The 17,232-nt window shown below is 65.6% G+C and carries 10 protein-coding genes; 4 read left to right on the top strand and 6 right to left on the bottom strand.

All coding sequences use genetic code 11. The annotated features are described in order from the left end of the window. Nucleotides 1–6: 6 nt before the first annotated feature. Nucleotides 7–2,292, bottom strand: a complete 2,286-nt coding sequence (locus tag RAD15_RS31245; RefSeq protein WP_458182190.1) for a transglycosylase domain-containing protein — start codon at nt 2,290–2,292, stop codon at nt 7–9. A gap of 295 nt (nt 2,293–2,587) precedes the next feature. Here RAD15_RS31245 and RAD15_RS31250 point away from each other — a divergent pair, with 295 nt between their 5' ends. Both RAD15_RS31250 and RAD15_RS31255 read left to right on the top strand, forming a co-directional pair. Next, a complete protein-coding gene (locus tag RAD15_RS31250) occupies nt 2,588–3,103 on the top strand; it encodes a YcgN family cysteine cluster protein (protein ID WP_458182192.1) in 516 nt (171 codons plus the stop codon). A 156-nt stretch (nt 3,104–3,259) separates the two neighbouring features. Continuing rightward, the gene (locus RAD15_RS31255; protein ID WP_458182194.1) at nt 3,260–4,846 is read left to right on the top strand and encodes an MDR family MFS transporter; all 1,587 of its coding nucleotides are present in this window, start codon (nt 3,260–3,262) and stop codon (nt 4,844–4,846) included. 3 nt (nt 4,847–4,849) lie between these two features. Here the strand turns inward: RAD15_RS31255 and RAD15_RS31260 are convergent, their stop codons facing one another. The 4 genes from RAD15_RS31260 to RAD15_RS31275 all read right to left on the bottom strand — a co-directional run bounded on the left by RAD15_RS31260 (nt 4,850) and on the right by RAD15_RS31275 (nt 12,263). After that, a complete protein-coding gene (locus tag RAD15_RS31260; RefSeq protein WP_458182195.1) occupies nt 4,850–6,550 on the bottom strand; it encodes an alpha/beta hydrolase in 1,701 nt (566 codons plus the stop codon). A gap of 19 nt (nt 6,551–6,569) precedes the next feature. Further along, the gene (locus RAD15_RS31265; RefSeq protein ID WP_458182196.1) at nt 6,570–10,124 is read right to left on the bottom strand and encodes a GAF domain-containing protein; all 3,555 of its coding nucleotides are present in this window, start codon (nt 10,122–10,124) and stop codon (nt 6,570–6,572) included. 89 nt (nt 10,125–10,213) lie between these two features. After that, nucleotides 10,214–11,848, bottom strand: a complete 1,635-nt coding sequence (locus tag RAD15_RS31270; RefSeq protein ID WP_458182197.1) for a thiamine pyrophosphate-requiring protein — start codon at nt 11,846–11,848, stop codon at nt 10,214–10,216. A 208-nt stretch (nt 11,849–12,056) separates the two neighbouring features. Next, complete coding sequence (locus RAD15_RS31275) at nt 12,057–12,263, bottom strand: hypothetical protein (protein WP_458182198.1); 207 nt, start codon at nt 12,261–12,263, stop codon at nt 12,057–12,059. Here RAD15_RS31275 and RAD15_RS31280 point away from each other — a divergent pair. Next, a complete protein-coding gene (locus tag RAD15_RS31280) occupies nt 12,262–12,633 on the top strand; it encodes a hypothetical protein (RefSeq protein WP_458182199.1) in 372 nt (123 codons plus the stop codon). The two genes, RAD15_RS31275 and RAD15_RS31280, sit on opposite strands and share 2 nt — an antisense overlap. Before the next feature lie 23 nt (nt 12,634–12,656). Here RAD15_RS31280 and RAD15_RS31285 read toward each other — a convergent pair whose 3' ends face one another. Continuing rightward, complete coding sequence (locus tag RAD15_RS31285) at nt 12,657–15,398, bottom strand: beta strand repeat-containing protein (RefSeq protein ID WP_458182201.1); 2,742 nt, start codon at nt 15,396–15,398, stop codon at nt 12,657–12,659. A 388-nt stretch (nt 15,399–15,786) separates the two neighbouring features. Between RAD15_RS31285 and RAD15_RS31290 the strand changes: the two genes are divergently transcribed. Beyond that, nucleotides 15,787–17,232 carry a hypothetical protein gene (locus RAD15_RS31290; protein ID WP_458182202.1) on the top strand — a complete coding sequence of 482 codons (1,446 nt, stop codon included), beginning with the start codon at nt 15,787–15,789 and terminating at the stop codon, nt 17,230–17,232.

The following is a 17,232-nucleotide window of genomic DNA, read 5'->3' on the forward strand; positions in this document are numbered from 1 at the left end:
TTTCGATCAGTTCTTGCGCGGGGCGGATACGTTCGCATTCTCTTCCGCATAATTCTGCGGGAAGGCGAGCGCGCTCGTCGATGAGGCCGGCTTGGCCGGGTTGTTGTCGTTGGCAGTCGATTTGGTCGCGGTCTTGGCCGCGTCATCCAGCAGCTTTTCGACGCGCACCAGGATGTCGGCGCCGCGCTTGGTCAGCACGGGCGGCGGACCGGGCTTGGTCTCCAGCACCTTCGGCGCCGCATTGGCCTGCGCGGCCATCGGCTGCGGCGGCAGCTTCTGGCCCATGCCGATGCCGGGGATTTCGCGGACCTCGACGCCCTGATGCGCCGCGACCATGATGTCGTGCCAGGTCTGCGCCGGCAGCGAGCCGCCGGTCATGCGGTTGGTCGGCGAATAGTCGTCATTGCCGTACCAGACCGCGCAGGTGAAATTGCCGGTGTAGCCGACGAACCAGGCGTCGCGATAAGCGTTCGTCGTGCCGGTCTTGCCCGCGGTTGGAATGCCGTCGAGCGCTGCGCGGCGTGCGGTGCCTTCGCTGACGACGTGACTCATCATGCCGGCCATGTCGGCGGCGATGTTCGGCGGAATGGCCTGCTTCGGCTTCGGCCCGTCGCGGTCCCAGCGCCAGACGAGGTCACCGGCGCCGGTGCGCACTTCCAGCACCGAATGCGGCGTCACCGACTTGCCGCGGTTGGGGAAGGTCGCGTAGGCCACCGCGTGCTCGAGCACGGTGACTTCGTCCGAGCCGATCGGCAGCGACGGCGTATCGGGCAGGGGGGCCTTGAGGCCGAAGCGGCGGGCGACCTCGACGATCTTGGCGCGGCCGATCTTGGCCGGGTTCGGCGCCTTCGGCTGCTCCTTCTGGCCGATCGCGATCGACAGCTTCACCGGCACGACGTTGATCGAGCGCGTGATCGCCTGCGTCAGCGTCACCGAACCGGAATAGGAATGGCCATAGTTCTGCGGACACCAATTGCCGATGCAGACAGGGCCGTCGACCACGATCGAGTTCGGCGTGAAGCCGTTCAGCAGCGCGGTGGTGTAGACGTAAGGCTTGAATGACGAGCCCGGCTGACGGTAGGCGTCGGTGGCGCGGTTGAACTGGCTTGCGCCGTAGTCGCGGCCGCCGACCATGGCGCGGATGCCGCCGTCGAGGTCGGACACCACGGTCGCAGCCTGCGTCGCGTGATAGTCGCGGCCGAACTGGCGCAGCTGGTTCTCGATCGCGTCTTCCGCTGCCTTCTGCACGTTGGCGTCGATCGCGAGGCGGACCACGAAGACGCGCTCGGTGTAGGACTTCGGGAAGGTGTCGACCAGCTTGCGCATCTCGTCGAAGGCGTAGTCGAGATAGTAATTGGGCGAGGCCTCGTCGCGGCGGTCGACGGCGAACGCCGGATTGCGGCGGGCGCCGAACACCTGGCCATCGGTCATGAAGCCGGCATCGACGAGGTTGTCGAGCACGACGTTGGCGCGGGCGCGTGCCGCGGGCAGGTTGATGTGGGGAGCGTATTTGGTCGGCGCCTTGAACAGGCCGGCGAGCATCGCAGCTTCCGAAAGCGTCACGTCGCGCGCGGATTTGTTGAAGTAGAAATGCGCCGCGCCGTCGACGCCGAAGGTGCCGCCACCCATGTAGGCGCGGTCGAGATAGAGCTTGAGGATCTCGTTCTTGGTCAGGCGCCATTCCAGCCAGACCGCGAGGAACGCCTCGTTGACCTTGCGCTCGATGGTGCGCTCGTTGCTCAGGAACAGGTTCTTGGCGAGCTGCTGGGTGATCGAGGAGCCGCCCTGGCGGACGCCGCCGGCTTGCGCGTTGGTGACGAGGGCGCGCGCGGTGCCGGCGATGTCGATGCCGAAATGCTCGTAGAAGCGGCGGTCTTCGGTCGCCAGCGTCGCCTTGATCAGCACGTCCGGAAAGTCTTCCAGCGGGATCGAGTCGTTGTGCTTGATGCCGCGGCTGCCGATCGGGTTGCCGTAGCGGTCGAGGAAGCTCACCGCGAGGTCGGACTTCTTCAGCCAGTCCTCGTCCGCAGTCTCGCGGAAGGCGGGGATGGCGAGGGTCAGCATCACGACCAGGCCGCCGAGCCCGAGGGTCGCGGCCTCCGACAGCGGCTCGATGAACACCCAGCGCTTCCACCGCCCGACATAGAAGCGGTCCATGAAGGTGGAGTAGCGCTCATAGAGCTCGCGGATGCCCTTGGCCGAGGAGAACAGCGAGGAGTCGATGCGCGCATCGAGGTCCAGGAAGAAATTCCGGACCTTCTGCTTCCAATGCGGTGGTATGATCTGGCGCACCTAGAACCCTTGAGGCTTGGTTCGAAAGCGTTCAAGCACCCGGCCGGGGCGGCATAGGGACGTCTTGAGGGAATGTTGCGGCAAACCCAAGGCGCCCGGTTCGCGTCCTTTGGGGACTTGCTGTTCCTTCTAGCCGAGCGGGGCCTATAAACCAATGGTCAGGCTCGCGATTTTGAACAACAGGCCTAATTGACCCCGGTTCATTACGGGCCTCAAAGGGCGTCCGCTTGCAGCCTCACGGCCGCACGGCCTAGATGACGCCGCCGTAGCTCTTTTCGAACTCTTGTTGAGGCGCATGACCACAGCTCCCAAACGACCTTCAGGCCAGGAAGGATTCTTCTGGAAAACCAAGACGTTGGAAGAGATGTCGGGGCCCGAATGGGAAAGCCTGTGCGACGGCTGCGGCCGCTGCTGCCTGAACAAGCTCGAGGACGAGGATACCGGCCAGATCTATTTCACCCATGTCGGCTGCAAGCTGCTCGATGCCGGCACCTGTGCCTGCAAGGACTATCCGAATCGCTCCGACAAGGTTCCGGACTGCGTCCGCCTGACGCCGGCCAATGTCCGCCCCCTGAACTGGCTGCCGCCGAGCTGCGGCTACAAGCTGGTCGCCGAGGGGCGCGACCTCTATTGGTGGCATCCGCTGGTCTCGGGCGATCCCAACACCGTGCATGAGGCCGGCGTCTCCGTGCGCGGCCGGGTCGAGGGCAGCGAGGAGGATATCCCGGACGAGGAGCTCGAGGACCACATCGTGCAATGGCCGGCCGTGCTGCCGAAACGGGCCCGCCTGAAGCGACGTCCGAAGGACTGACCCGCCGCACGACAGCGATCACGTGCTTGGGATGACCCGGGGGTGGGATGCACCCATGCGCCGTGGTGCCTGCCTGGGAAGAACTTTGCTGTCTACATTGGGCTGCATAGAACGAATCCTTCGCGGCGTTGCGCCGCCCCACGGCTTCCGATCGAGATGAACAAGTTCGAGCGGCAGAGCAGTTCTGCCGACATCCAGACGTTGCCCGACGACATCGCCGAAGAGCTGTCGCGACTTCCGAGCGAGGTCATCAGCGTCGACGACGCACCGTCCATCGCGCCGCCGGCTCCGTTGACCTCGGACGAGGTCCGCACCATCGTCATCAGCCTGATGCTGACGATGTTCCTGGCCGCCCTCGACCAGACCATCGTGGCGACCGCGCTGCCGACCATCGGGCGCCAGTTCCAGGATGTCTCCAACCTCTCCTGGGTGATCACGGCCTATCTGCTCGCCTCGACCGCGGTCGCGCCGGTGTTCGGGACCTTGAGCGACATCTACGGCCGCCGCGTCATGATCATCATCTCGCTCAGCCTGTTCGTCGCGGGCTCGGTGCTCTGCGCCGTCGCCCCGAACATGCCGATGCTGATTCTCGCGCGCGGCCTTCAGGGGCTCGGCGGCGGCGGCATCATGCCTGTCGTGCAGACCGTGATCTCCGACGTCGTCTCACCGCGCGAGCGTGGCCAGTACCAGGCCTATTTCTCCAGCGTCTGGATGGTCGGCGGCATTCTCGGCCCGGTCATCGGCGGCGTGTTCGCCGAGCATCTGCACTGGTCGATGATCTTCTGGATCAATCTGCCGCTCACGGCCGCGGCGCTCGCGCTGCTGCTGCCGAAGATGAAGAAGATCCCGGTGTTCCACCGCAAGCGCAAGGTCGATTGGCTCGGCGGCGTCCTGCTGATGGCCTCTGCCGTCGTCTTCATGCTGGTGCTGACCTGGGGCGGCACGCGCTATCCCTGGCTTTCGCCGACCGTGCTCGCGATGGTGGGCGGTGCGGTCGCGCTCGCCGTCACCTTCGTGTGGCACGCGCGCCGCGCGGACGAGCCGTTCCTGCCGCTGCCGCTGCTCGGCGGAAGTGTCGCGCCGTTCGGACTGACGGCCGGCGGCTGCGCCCTCGGCGCGCTCACGGGCCTCACCGTGCAGCTCCCGCTCTATTATGAATCGGTCTATCACCTCAGCGCCAGCGAGGCGGGCCTTGCGCTGATTCCGCTCGCGGCGATCTCGACCTGCGGCGCGGCCATTGCCGGGCGTACCATGGCGCGGGCCAAGCACTACAAGCGCGTCGCCATCATCGGTACGTCCTGGGCCGCGCTGTGCGGCCTCGGCATGACGTTGACGACGCTGCCGCTGTGGGGCCTGCTGACGCTGATGGGGGCATTCGCGCTCGGCCTCGGCACGACCTTTCCGGTCTGCGTGGTCTCGCTGCAGAATTCGGTCGCGCGGCCGCAGGTCGGCACCATCACCGGCGCGTTGAACTTCTTCCGCTCGCTGATGTCCTCGTTCACGGTCGCGGCCTTCGCCGCCATCCTGCTCATCGCGCTTGGTGCCGATGTTCCGCTCGCCGGCGAGCATCACGTCGCAGGCGGCATCCCTGCGATCCCCACCGAGGACATGCGGCATGCGTTCCGCTACGTCTTCGGCGCCGCCACGGCGCTGATGACCGGAGCCGCGCTCTGCCTGATTGCGATGGAGGAGCGGCCGCTCGCCGGTCCCTCCGTCACCCCGCAGGTGGAGATGGCGGAGTAGGGGTTAGCCGCCGCGATCGGGATCGTCGTCGGCATTGCCCGCGCCCGTCTTCCGCGCTTTCGCCGCAAGCTGCGCCTTGAGCTGTGCCAGCGCCTCGGCCGACCAGTCATGGACATCGGTCACCGCGATCCAGGCATCGACATAATGCTCGGGCGCGTAGACGTGGCCAAAGCCCATCGGCGTATTGGTCGCAACCGCCATGTCGAGGGCGAGCTGGAGCATCGTCACGATCGGATACCATCGCAGCTCCGGTGACACGTCCGGCCCGCGCGGCGCGCTCATCCAGGCCGGGGCCTGATAGGCATCGCTATAGGCGAAGAACGTGATCGCGTCGCTGGCATATTGCAGGTAGACGACGCGGATCGGACCCCAGGGCGCAACTGCCGGCACCGTCGGCCCGTTCTGGTTCATGAAGCGCACGAAACGGTTGTCGCGGAATTCCGGCAGCCACGCCGGCGATCCCGGATTGCGGTTCGCGGTGATCGAGCGCCAGATTCGGCTCTCGAACGGCGCACCGCTCCACAGCGCGCCGGCAATGGGATCGCCGATCATCTCGAACAGCTCCGCGGATTTCTCCGAGTTCATGGCGCCGAGGCTGAGCCCGTGCAGATACAGTTTCGGCCGCCTGTCCTTCGGCAGCGTCGTCCAATAGCCGTAGATCTCCGCGAACAGCGCGCGCGCCGCCTCCGCACCGTATTCGGGCTGAAACAGCAGCGACATCGGGCTGTTGAGATAGGAATATTGCGTCGCGACGCTCGCGACATCGCCATGGTGGAGATATTCGACCGTATCCATCGCGGACGGATCGATCCAGCCGGTGCCGGTCGGCGTGATGACGATCAGGATCTTGCGTTCGAAACCGTGCTGGCGCTTGAGCTCCTCGAGCGCAAGCCTGGCACGCGCCCGCGCCGTGTCGCCGCCGGCGAGGCCCACATAGACCCGCACCGGGTCCTGCGCCGGTCGACCCGTGACGGCGCTGATCTCGGTTGCGGTCGGACCCGAGGCAATGAACCGGCGTCCGGTGCGTCCGAGCTCCTTCCACTTCACCAGTGACGCCGGGCTTCCCGTCCGGTCGGGGGCGGTCGGTTGCGGTCGCTCGGGCTCGTGCAAGGCGTCGAGTTCGCGGAAGGACGAATCGAGCGCGCGAAACGCCGTGTTGATCAGGACATTGCTGGCGATCGACCAGAACAGCAGGCCTGCGGCGAGTACGCCGATGACGTTGGCGACCTTCCGCGGAATGACGCGCCTCGTATGCTCGGCGAGGAAGCGGGCGACAAGCGCGAACAGCCGTCCCAGCACCAGCAGCACGACGAACGTGATCAGGGCGATGACGCAGACCTTGAGCGGATGCGCGGTCTCGACCGGCGCCATCTTCATTACGGCGCGGATCGAGTTCTGCCATTCGGCCGTTCGCCACAGAAAGACGATGACGACGAGCAGGCAACCGACTGCCGCCAGCGCATTCGCGATCGATCTGGCGCGCGCCGAAGGCTCGGGCAGCTCGAGATAGTGCCACAGCCGGCGCCACAGCACGCCGGCGAAATAGCCGATCGCGAAGCAGCCGCCGGCGAGGGCACCTTGCGTGAGATAGCTCCGCGGGATCAGCGTGGGCGTCAGCGCGGCCGCGAAGAACAGCGCGCCCAGCATGAGGCCGATGCCGGATAGCGAGAGGAGTTGTCGCCGAATGAGCCGCGCCAGATTCATGAGCCCCTTCCGATCGCCGCTACCCTCTGTTGGTGTCGGTGAAGCTGCTCTTGCGCGGCAGCAGAATCGTGAATTCGGTGAACTTGCCCGGCTCCGTGGCGACCTCGATCGTGCCGCCGTGCTGCTTGACGACGATGTCGTGGCTCATCGACAGCCCGAGACCGGTGCCTTCGCCCGCCGGCTTGGTGGTGAAGAACGGATTGAACATCTTCTCCTTCACCTCGTCCGGAACGCCGGTGCCGTTGTCGCGGATGCGGATTTCTATGCTCTCGCCGCGGTCGCGGGTCGTGGCGATCACCGCCGGCTCGTAACCGGCCGAGCGGACGTCTGCCTTGCGCTTGGCCACGGCGTAGAAACCGTTCGTAATCAGGTTCAGGAGCACCCGCGTGATCTCTTGCGGGAACAATTCGGCTGAGCCTGCCGCCGGATCGAGGTCGCGCGTCAGCCTGACGTCGAACTGCGGCTTCTCGGCACGCGCGCCGTGATAGGCGAGGTTGAGGCTCTCCTCGACCAGCGCATTGACGTCGCTCAGCCGGTGCTCGCCGCCGCCCTCGCGGGAATGCAGCAGCATGTTCTTGACGATGGAATCGGCGCGCCGTCCGTGCTGCACGATCTTCGCGAGATTGTCTTTCAAGAGCCCGGTCAGCTCGTCGACATCGCTGCGGACATCGTCCGCGAGCGGAACCGGCGCCAGCGCCTCGTTCAGCTCATCCGTCAGCTCGGCGGAGAGGGAAGCAAAATTGTTGACGAAGTTGAGCGGGTTCTTGATCTCATGCGCGATGCCGGCGGTGAGCTGGCCGAGGGAGGCGAGCTTCTCGGTCTGGATCAGCCGGTCTTGCGCGCCGCGCAAATCTTCGAGCGACTTTGCAAGTTCGCTGGTACGGGCCTGCACTTCGTCGAAGAGGCGCACATTCTCGATCGCGATGACGGCTTGGTCGGCAAAACTGGTAACGAGTTCGATCTGCTTTTCGCTAAACGGCCGGATCGCGCGACGTGCGAGAACAATAGCGCCAACGGTGCTACCTTCGCGCAGCAGGGGCACACCCAGGAAGCTCCGCGGATTGCCGCTCAATTCCTGGCCTTCAAAGAAGTAGTCGGGGTCTTCGAGCACATCGGTGACATGGACCACCTTGTCGCCGAGCAACGTCCTGCCGGTGATGGTGCGCCTGTCTGGCCGGACCGGAAGATCTCTTACATATTCGACGAATTTGGCTGGAAAGCCGTAGGAGCCCGCCCGGAAATAGGTGCTGCCGGATTGGCGAGTAATCGCCGCCATATCGGCTTCGCACAGTCGCGCCGCCGATTCGACTAGCGTATCGAGCACGGCCTGCAAGTCGAACGCCGAGCGGCTGATAACCTTGAGCACGTCGGCAGTCGCCGTCTGTTGTTGCAGCGACTCGGTCAAATTCTCGGTGCGCTGACGCAATTCGCTGAGCAGTCGCGCGTTCTCGATGGCGATCACGGCTTGCGCCGCGAACTGGTTCAGCAAGGTGATCTGCTTCTTCGAGAAGGGCCGGTTCTCCTGCCTGAAGATCATGACGTTGCCGACCACGCGCTCGTCCTGGAGCAACGGCACCGCGAGCAGGCAGCGGGCGCCGCCGAGATCGACCAGCGCCCGACGGTTCGGCTCGCCGCTGCGATAGACGTCTGACTCCAGCAGGTCGACGATTTCGACGAACGGTTCGCCCTTCAAAAGACGCGCGGGCGCGGTGGCCGGACCATAGTTGAGGGGCGCATTGCGCCGAAATTCATCGTAGGCAGGGGGCAGGCCGTAAGTGGCGGCTGTACGGAACTGCGTGCCGTCGTAGGTATTGAGCACGCCGAAACTGGCGCCGCAGAGCTGCATTGCCTTGCTGAGCATCGCCTCGAATACCGGCGCGAGATCTCCGGCCGATCGGCTGATGACGCTGAGCACCTCCGATGTCGCAGTCTGCTGCTCCAGTGACTCTGCAAGCTCGTGCGTCCGCGCCTGCACCTCGTTGAACAGCCGCGTGTTCTCGATGGCGATCACGGCCTGGTCGGCAAAGGTCTGGAGCAGGGCGATCGCCTTGTCCGGGAAAGGACCGGCCTCCGGCCGCGTCACGCCAATGGTGCCGATCGCAACGCCGTCGCGCAGCATCGGGATCACGAGGATGCTGCGATAGCCTCTGGTGCGCGCCAGCTCCTTCATGGCGTCCGTGAGGTCGCCTTCGTTCTGCATGTCGCTGCGGAATGCGAACTTTCCGCTCGTCGCCACCCGGCTGTGAATGCCGGATGCCGACAGCGGCGCCGGGAATGAGCTGAGCAGATCCGCGTTGCCGGCCTCGTTGTCGGTGGTGAAGGCCGCCAGGTGCAGCAGGCCGTCGATGACGCGGGTGACGGCGGAGGAATGTCCGCCGACCAGCGCCTTGGCGCTGTCGGAGATCGCCTGGAATACCGGCGTGACGTCGGCGGGCGAGGCCGCGATCACCTTGAGAATGTCGGCGGTCGCGGTTTGACGTTCCAGCGCTTCCCGTGTGGCGTTGAACAGGCTGACATTCTTGATCGCGATCACTGCCTGGTCGGCGAAGGTCTGCAGCAGCCGGACATGATGATCGGCGAACGCGCCGGTCGTTCGCCGTGTGGCGATGATGATTCCGATGGCTTCGCCTTCGCTCATCAAGGGCGCGAACAGCATGCTGCGATAGCCGCGGGCACGCGCGATGTCGCGCGCGGCCGGTTCGAGCTCGGTGTCGGGCAATTGCGCCGCGGCACCATTGGCGACGAGCTGATAGGGCGGGAACCGCGCGAACGACACCGGAAAGGAATTCTGGAGTACGCGGTCGCCGGCGGGATCCGTCGGCGTGAATGCCGCAAGGTGGGCGGCGCCGTCGACATAGCGCAGCACCGCAGTGGAGAAGCCGCCGATCAGGCGGTTGGCGTTGGTGGCGATGGCGTCGAACACCGGCTGCACGTCCGACGGCGAGGCGGCCATCACCTTCAGGATATCCGCCGTGGCGGTCTGGTGCTCCAGCGCTTCGCGCGTCTCGTTGAACAGGCGCGCATTCTCGATCGCGATCACGGCCTGGTCTGCAAAGGTCCGGAGCAACTGCACGAGGTCGGGGGCGAACACACCCGGCTCGGCGCGCGTGACGCTGATCATGCCGACCGGCGTGCCCCGGTTCATCAGCGGCATGAACAGCACGCTGCGGAAGCCGCGCAGCCGAGCGAGCTCCCGGTTCGGCACCGGAACGTCGTCGGCCTCGCTGTCGGGAAACTGGATCGTTTCGCCGCCGCGCACCAGGGCGAAAGTCGGAAAGTCGGCGATCTTGCGCGGGAACGACGCCTTGAGCCCGTCGTCCGCGTCCGGGCTGGTCGGCGTGAACGCCACGAGGTGCAGCTCGTCGCCGATGAATTGAAGCACGGTGGCGGAGAAGCCGCCAAGCAAACGCCTGGAGCTGGACGCAATCGCCTCGAAGACCGGCCGGGCATCGGAGGGGGTGGCGGCGATGGTGCGCAGGATCTCGGCGCTGGCGTTTTGTCGATCGCGCAGCCGCTCGTTCTCGGCGGCGGCAGAGCGCAATTGCTGTTCGAGATCATTGGAAGGGGTGGTCATACGCGATCCGGCTTGATGCCGCGACATGCACGGCACCGGGCCGGATTATCACATTCCTTGTGGTCGGAGCCAGCTGCCTTGCAGTCGCCTCATGTGCCCGGCCGCGACACCTCGGTTTCCTTGCTGGTGATGAACTCCAGCAGCACCGGGACGCCCTCCTGCGTCTTCTGGATGCCGCGCCTGATCGCCGGGACGACGTCCTCCGGCTTGGCCACCCGCTCGCCATAGCCGCCGAAGGCGCGCGCCATCGCGGCATAGTCGCCGGAGATGTCGGTCGAGCGATATTTCTCGGTCGAGACCGGCATCACCTTCAATTCGATCGCCATCGAGAAATTGTTGAGCAGGATCGACATGATCGGGATGCGCTCGCGCACCGCGGTCTCGAAATCCATGCCGGTGAAGCCGATGGCCGCATCGCCCCAGACGTTGATGCAGAGCTTGTCGGGTTTTGCGAGCTTTGCACCCATCGCCAGCCCGAGGCCGTAGCCGAGCTGCGTCGTCTTGCCCCAGCCGAGATAGGTGAGGGGGTCGACCGATTTCCAGAACGGCGAGAGCTGGTCGCGCGGGCTGCCGGCATCATGGGTGATGATGGTGTTCTTGATGTCGACGGTGTGCTGGAGATCCCACAGCACGCGATACGGGCTGAGTGGCGCGTCGTTGCTGGTCAGTTTCGGCATCCATTTCGCCAGCCACTCCTTGTGGGAGGCCGCGATCTCGGCGGCGACCGCGGACGCATCGCGATCCGCGGTGATGGTCTTGCCGATCTCTTCCAGCAGCGCGTCGAGCACGAGGCCGGCATCGCCGACGAGGCCGATCGTGGCCTCCACATCCTTGTTGAGGTGGTTCGGGTCGAGCGTGGAGTGAATGATGGTCTTGTCCTTCGGCATCGCGATGCCGAAATTGGTTTCCGTAAAGGAGCAGCCGATGCCGAAGATGACGTCGGCCTCGGCGAGGAACTTCGGGACCGCGCGCGGCACCGCGAGCCCGCCCGAGCCGAGCGAGAGCGGATGCGTTTCCGGAAACGACGATTTGCCGCCGAGGCTGGTGGTGACGGGAATCGCAAGCCGCTCTGCAAGACGTTTCAGCTGCGGCCACGCCTGTGCGTAATGAACGCCCTGGCCGGCATAGAGCACCGGGCGTTTTGCGTTGACGAGCAGGCCGGCTGCTTCCTTCACATGAACAGGGTCGGCGCCGTAACGGGTGCGCAGCACCGGCGTGTAGTTCAGTGGCTCGGGCACCTCCTCGTTCCACATGTCGGAGGGAATCTCGACGATCACGGGTCCGCCGCGGCCGTTCTTCAGTTTGGTGAAGGCGCGGCGGAAGATGTTGGCGACCTCCGCGGCCAGGATGATCGGCTCGGACGATTTTGCGAACGGCTTCATCGCCTCGCTGGAATTGAAGTTCGGCTCGATATGCGAAAGCCTGCGCTGATAGCCCATCGGCAGCACCAGCACGGGCACGGATTCGCCGTAGCACTGCGCGACACCGCCCATCGCATTTTCCGCGCCCGGCCCATGCTGCATGCAGAACGCGCCGATGCTGCGTCCCGACGTCACCCGCGAGATCGCATCCGCCATGTGGATGCCGACCCGCTCCTGCCGCACCATCACCGGCCGGATCTCGGCCTTCGCCGCATGCTCGATCAGATGATTGACCGGATAGCCGCAGAGGATCTCGATCCCCTCGCGCCGCATGATTTCCGCAATGGCGGTGCCGAGCTTCATGGCGTCTCTCCTCAGGCAGAGGCCGGTTGATCCGGCTGGTTGAAGGAGAGAGGATCAGGAAATCGGAGAAGCGTAAAGCACAGTTGATCGCGCCGGCAGGTAGGTCAGCCATGCAGGAGGCGCGCTAGGGAATGCCCTCGTCATCGCTACTCTGTGGTTCGCAAATGCCGTGTCGATACTGATCAAAGTGTCGCGCGACGAGAATCCACTATTTGCAGTTCTGGCAGATCATCAGCTTTCGCTTCAACGCCCCATCTTCCTGATCGAGGTCGTTTGCATCCGGATTGGACCTGATGTCCTTTGCAGCGCGTGACCTCACAGGCGGAGCCATCTGGCGCGAGGCATCATCGCCGTCGACGGTGCCCACGCTGAAGCCGTCGTAGTCGGCAGCCGGATTCGGCACTGGCTGAGGCATGCCGATCACGGAAGTCGAAGTCTCTCTGCCGGACGACGCTGGCGGCGTTCTGTTTGTCGTCGCCCGAGCGGGCTTGGTGGCGCTCGGGCGTGGCAGCGATGCATCGGGCGGAGCGAGCGAAACCGGCGGCGCGACCGAAGTCTGGCCCGTCGCGCTGTCGTGCGACCATGCGCAGACAAACATGAGGCTGAGAGCCAGGAGGGCCACGCTTCTCATCCGCATCCTCTCGGCAGCTTCGGTTCCACGATTGATGGCGTGGTCCGCCGAACCACGACGGGACGCAGAGTATCAGGACTCACATGGCCGTCAAAGCATCGTCGCCCGGATGGCGCGCGGCGTCATCCGGGCGACGATTCCTTGCGTTGCCTGATTGGCTGGGGCGCCACCGTCGGCTCAGATCAGCGTGCCCGCGTGGGCGAGCAACGACTGGATCACGATGTTGTCGCCGGGGCCTCCGTCCAGCACGTCGGTGCCGCCGCCGCCGATCAGGACGTCGTCGCCGAGCCCGCCGAGCAGCGTATCGTTGCCGGCGCTGCCGATGAGCACGTCGTCGCCGGCGCCGCCGTCGAAAACGAGGTGCGGCCCACTGGGACCGACGCCCGACGCTTCGATCACGTCGTCACCGCCGAGGCCATTGATGGTGATCGTGTCGTTGAAGTCGAAGTTCTCGATCACGACCTGGCTTGCCAGACCGTCGATCACCAGTGCGCCGTTGCTGTTGAGCGAAAGCGTGATGACATCGTCGCCGCCGGTGCCGTTGATCACGATCTTGTCGGCCGCGCCGTCGCCGCCCGCGTTGCCGGGAACGCCGCCGAGATCGATCTTGACCTCCGTCACGTCCGTGCCGCTCATGTCGTCGACGTTGATCGTATCGGCGCCGCCGCGGGCATTGAACGCGATCGTCTCGACGCCGTGCGTATCCATCGTGATCGAGGCAACATCCCGTGTCAGCTCGGCACGACCGCCGTTGGCGAAGATGTTGATGGTTTCGGCGATGTTGGCGCCGTTGAACAGCAGCGTGTCGGTGCCGCCCTGGCCCTCGATCGTGTCGTTGTCGTCGCCGGGATTCCAAACGAACGTGTCGTTGCCCGCGCCCATCAGCGCGACGTCGTTGCCGTCGCCGCCGCTGATCAGGTCGTCGCCCTGACTGCCGCGGATGGTGTCGTTGCCAAGTCCGCCATTGATGGTCAGCTGCAACACGCCGGCGGCGAGCCCGCTGGCGTCGATGACGTCGTCGCCGCCGAGGCCGTTGAGCGTCAGCTGGTCGGTTGCGTCCATGGCGGTCAGGTTGATGGTCGCGTGCAGGCCGAACACCGTCACGCCGCCGGCGGTGCCGCTGACGCCGAACGTGTCGGCACCCTGAGTGGCATCGACCGTGACGGTATCGACGGCGCCGTCGGGCGTCCCGGCCGGACCGCCGAGGTCGATGTTGACCCGCGTGACGTCCGTTCCGGTCAGATCCCCCACCGCGACATGATCGGCGCCGCCCATCGCGTGGACATCGATGTGCTCGACGCCGTGCAGGTCCATCTTGACGTTTCCGACGTCGCGCGTGAGCAGGGCGTGATCGCCATTCGCCGTTACGGCGACGTTCTCGGCAATGTTGGCGTCGAAGAACCGCAGCGTGTCGACGCCGGCGCCGCCATCGATGGTGTCGCTGCCGTCGCCGGGATTCCACTGGAACACGTCGCGGCCGGCGCCGAGCTGCACGAGGTCGTCGCCGCGGCCGCCGGTGACGAAATCATTGCCGTCGCCGCCGATCAGCGTGTCGCTGCCGGCGCTGCCAAGGATCGTATCGTTGCCGGCACCGCCATCGATCGTCAGGTGCACGACCCCCGCGGCCAGCATGGCCGCCGAGATCGTGTCGTTGCCGCCGAGGCCTTCGATGACGAGCGCATCGTTGGCGCCTTCCGCGTTGGTGATGGCGAGAGCGGCGGGCAATCCTGTGACCGACACCGACGTGCCCGAGCCGGACACCTCGATCGCATCGGCGCTGTAGGTGCCGCGGAGCGTCACCGTATCCGCCGCACCGTCGCCGGTCCCGGCCGATCCGAGATCGACATTGACCTGCCTGACATCGGTTCCGGCGAGGTTGTTGACGACGATGTTGTCGCTGCCGCCGCGCGCGTTGATCGTGATGGTCTCGATGCCGTTCAGGTCCATCGTGATGTTGCCGACATCGCGGGTCAGCAGCACGCGCCCGCCATTGGCGGCGGACAGGGTGATGTTCTCGGCGATGTTCGAGCCGTTGAACAGCAGGGTATCGGCTCCGGCCTGACCGTCCACCTTGTCGCTGCCGTCACCGGGGTCCCACTGGAAGGTATCGTTGCCGGCGCCCAGCAAGGCGGTGTCGTTGCCCTGGTTGCCGTCGATGAAATCGTTGCCGTCGCCGCCCAGCAGGAGGTCCGCGCCATTGCCGCCGAGGATCGTGTCGTTGCCGGCGCCGCCGTCGAGCGTCAACGTGATGAGCGCGGCGAGATTGCCGGTGGCGGTGATGACGTCGTCGCCGCCATTGGCATGGAGCACGAGGTTTTCGGTGGTGCCGATGTCCAGCGAGAACGGCGCCGGGTCGACGCGGTCGAAGCGCACGCGCGTGCCATTGGCCGTGATGGTGAAGGTCTCGCTGCCGTTGCCGCCGTTCACCTCCGCGGTGTCGATGCCTTCGCCGCCTTCCATCAGGTCGCTGTCGTCGCCGGGGTTCCAGATCATGCGGTCGTTGCCGGCCTCGCCGAACATCTGGTCGTTGCCGTCTCCGCCGACCAGCACGTCATTGCCGGCGCCACCGAACAGCAGGTCGTTGCCGCCCTTGCCGAACAGCGTGTCGTTGCCGGACTGGCCGAACAGCATGTCGCCGCCGGATCCTCCGGTCAGCGTATCGTTGCCGGCGCCGCCGAACAGGTTCGCCGCGGGCATCGCGCCGTTGCTCTCGTCGATCGTGATGATGTCGTTGCCGTCCTGGCCGAAGGCCTGGATCAGCTTGGTGTTGGCGACCGTCGCGGGGCCGCCCTTGACCGCGACCGCGCCGCCATTGACGACGATCGTTCCGGCCGCATTGCGGCCCAACGCGATCGTGTTGTTCAGGCCATTGCCAAAGATGGAGAGAATTCCGGCGGAAAAATTTGCTGTGACAGCCATGTGCGCTTCTCGCTTGAATGATCGTCGAAACGGACCGCGGCGGTGTCGCGACGCATTTTCGCGATGCCCCGGGGGTGAGCGGCAACTGACCTTGTCTGTAGGCCGGGATGGCAGTTCCGGCTTGGCGGAAGTCTTCGGACCGGCTCCTGTTTTTCTTGAGAACAGCTTGATTTTCGGGAGCGCGGCCGCGCCGGCGAAACGGGGAGCCGGAAAGACTCGTCTGGGGTAGCAAGCCGCGAGAACGCGACGGTGTGTCGAATGTTTGGAAAGATGGATCGATGCTGCCGTCGAGAACATGGTTCACAAAAAGTAACCAGCCCGCCCCGCCTGGGTCAGGCGCGGCGAACGTCAAGGAAGTTTAACGCTTGCGCCCTAACTTGCGCTCGCCATGAGTGACCAGGTCGTGCACAGCGAAGTTCAACCGTTTTCGGCGCGTGCGGGGCTCCCCTGGCTGGTGAGCCTTGCCGTCTTTGCCGCGCTGCTGATCGCCGGGCAGCGCCTGCTCAACGACCCCGACAGCTATTCTCACATCGAAGTCGGTCGCTGGATCGTGGCGCATGGTGCCCTGCCGTCGAGCGACGTATTTTCCTTTTCGATGCACGGCGCGCCCTGGATCACCTTCGAATGGCTCTCGGAGATCATCTATGCCGGAGCCTACGCGCTTGCCGGCTGGCCAGGCGTGGTCGTCCTTGCCGCGGCGGCGATAGCGATTGCCCTTGGCCTACTCACGTTCTTCCTGTTGCGCGAGCTTTCGCCAACCCTGACGCTGCTCATGGTGATCGCGGCCGTCATCTTGCTGGCGCCGCATATGCTGGCGCGGCCACATGTCCTCGTGCTGCCGGTGATGGTGACCTGGGCGGCCGCTCTGGTGCGCTGCATGGACCGTGGGGGGCCTCCGCCATACTGGGCGCTACCGCTGCTGATCCTGTGGGCCAATCTGCACGGCAGCGTGGTGCTGGCGCTCGGGCTGATCGGCCCTGCGGTGCTCGAGGCGCTGCTGCAAGCGACGCGAAGCGAATGGCCGCGCGCGCTTCTGCGATGGTTCCCGTTCACGGCGCTCGCAGTCGCAGCGTCCTGCCTGACGCCGCATGGGCCGGAACCGCTGCTGATGCCGCTGACGACGCTCGGCCTCGGCCCCGCGCTCGCCTGGATCTCGGAATGGCGGCCGCACGATTTCAGCCGCGTCGGTGGCTTCGAGCTGCTGCTGCTGGCCGGCGTCTTTGTGCTCTCGCGCGGCGTGACGTTGCCGCTCGTGCGGGCACTGGTGGTGATCGGCTTGCTCCATTTCGCGCTGGCGCAGGCACGCAATGCGGACCTGCTGGGCGTGCTGGCGCCACTCTATCTGGCGGCTCCGCTGGGCCGGAAGTTCGGCGGACCGGCTGCGGACGATGCGGCCGGCTCGTCACGCGGCCTGAATCTTGCCGCGTTGGGTGTGTTGATCGCGATGAGCGCGGCGGCGCTGGCGCGTGACATACGGCCGGCTCCGGTCATCACCCCCGAGGCCGCCATCGCCCAAGCCAAGCTCGCCGGGACGGGGCGGGTGCTCAACGATTATTCCTTCGGCGGGTATTTGATCTTCGCCGGCATTCCCACTTTCATCGATGGCCGCGGCGAATTGTACGGCGGACCGTTCATCGACCGCTACAATCGTGCCCTGGCGCTGGTCGATCTCGGAGATTTTCTCAAGCTGCTCGACGAATACGACATCGACGCGACGCTGCTCGCGCCGCGGACACCGGCGATAGCGATGCTCGACCGGCTGCCCCAGTGGCAGCGCGTCTACAGCGACGATGTGGCGGTCGTGCACAAGCGGCGGGATGCGCCGCAGAGATAG

The sequence above is a fragment of the Bradyrhizobium sp. 14AA genome (genome assembly GCF_054185205.1).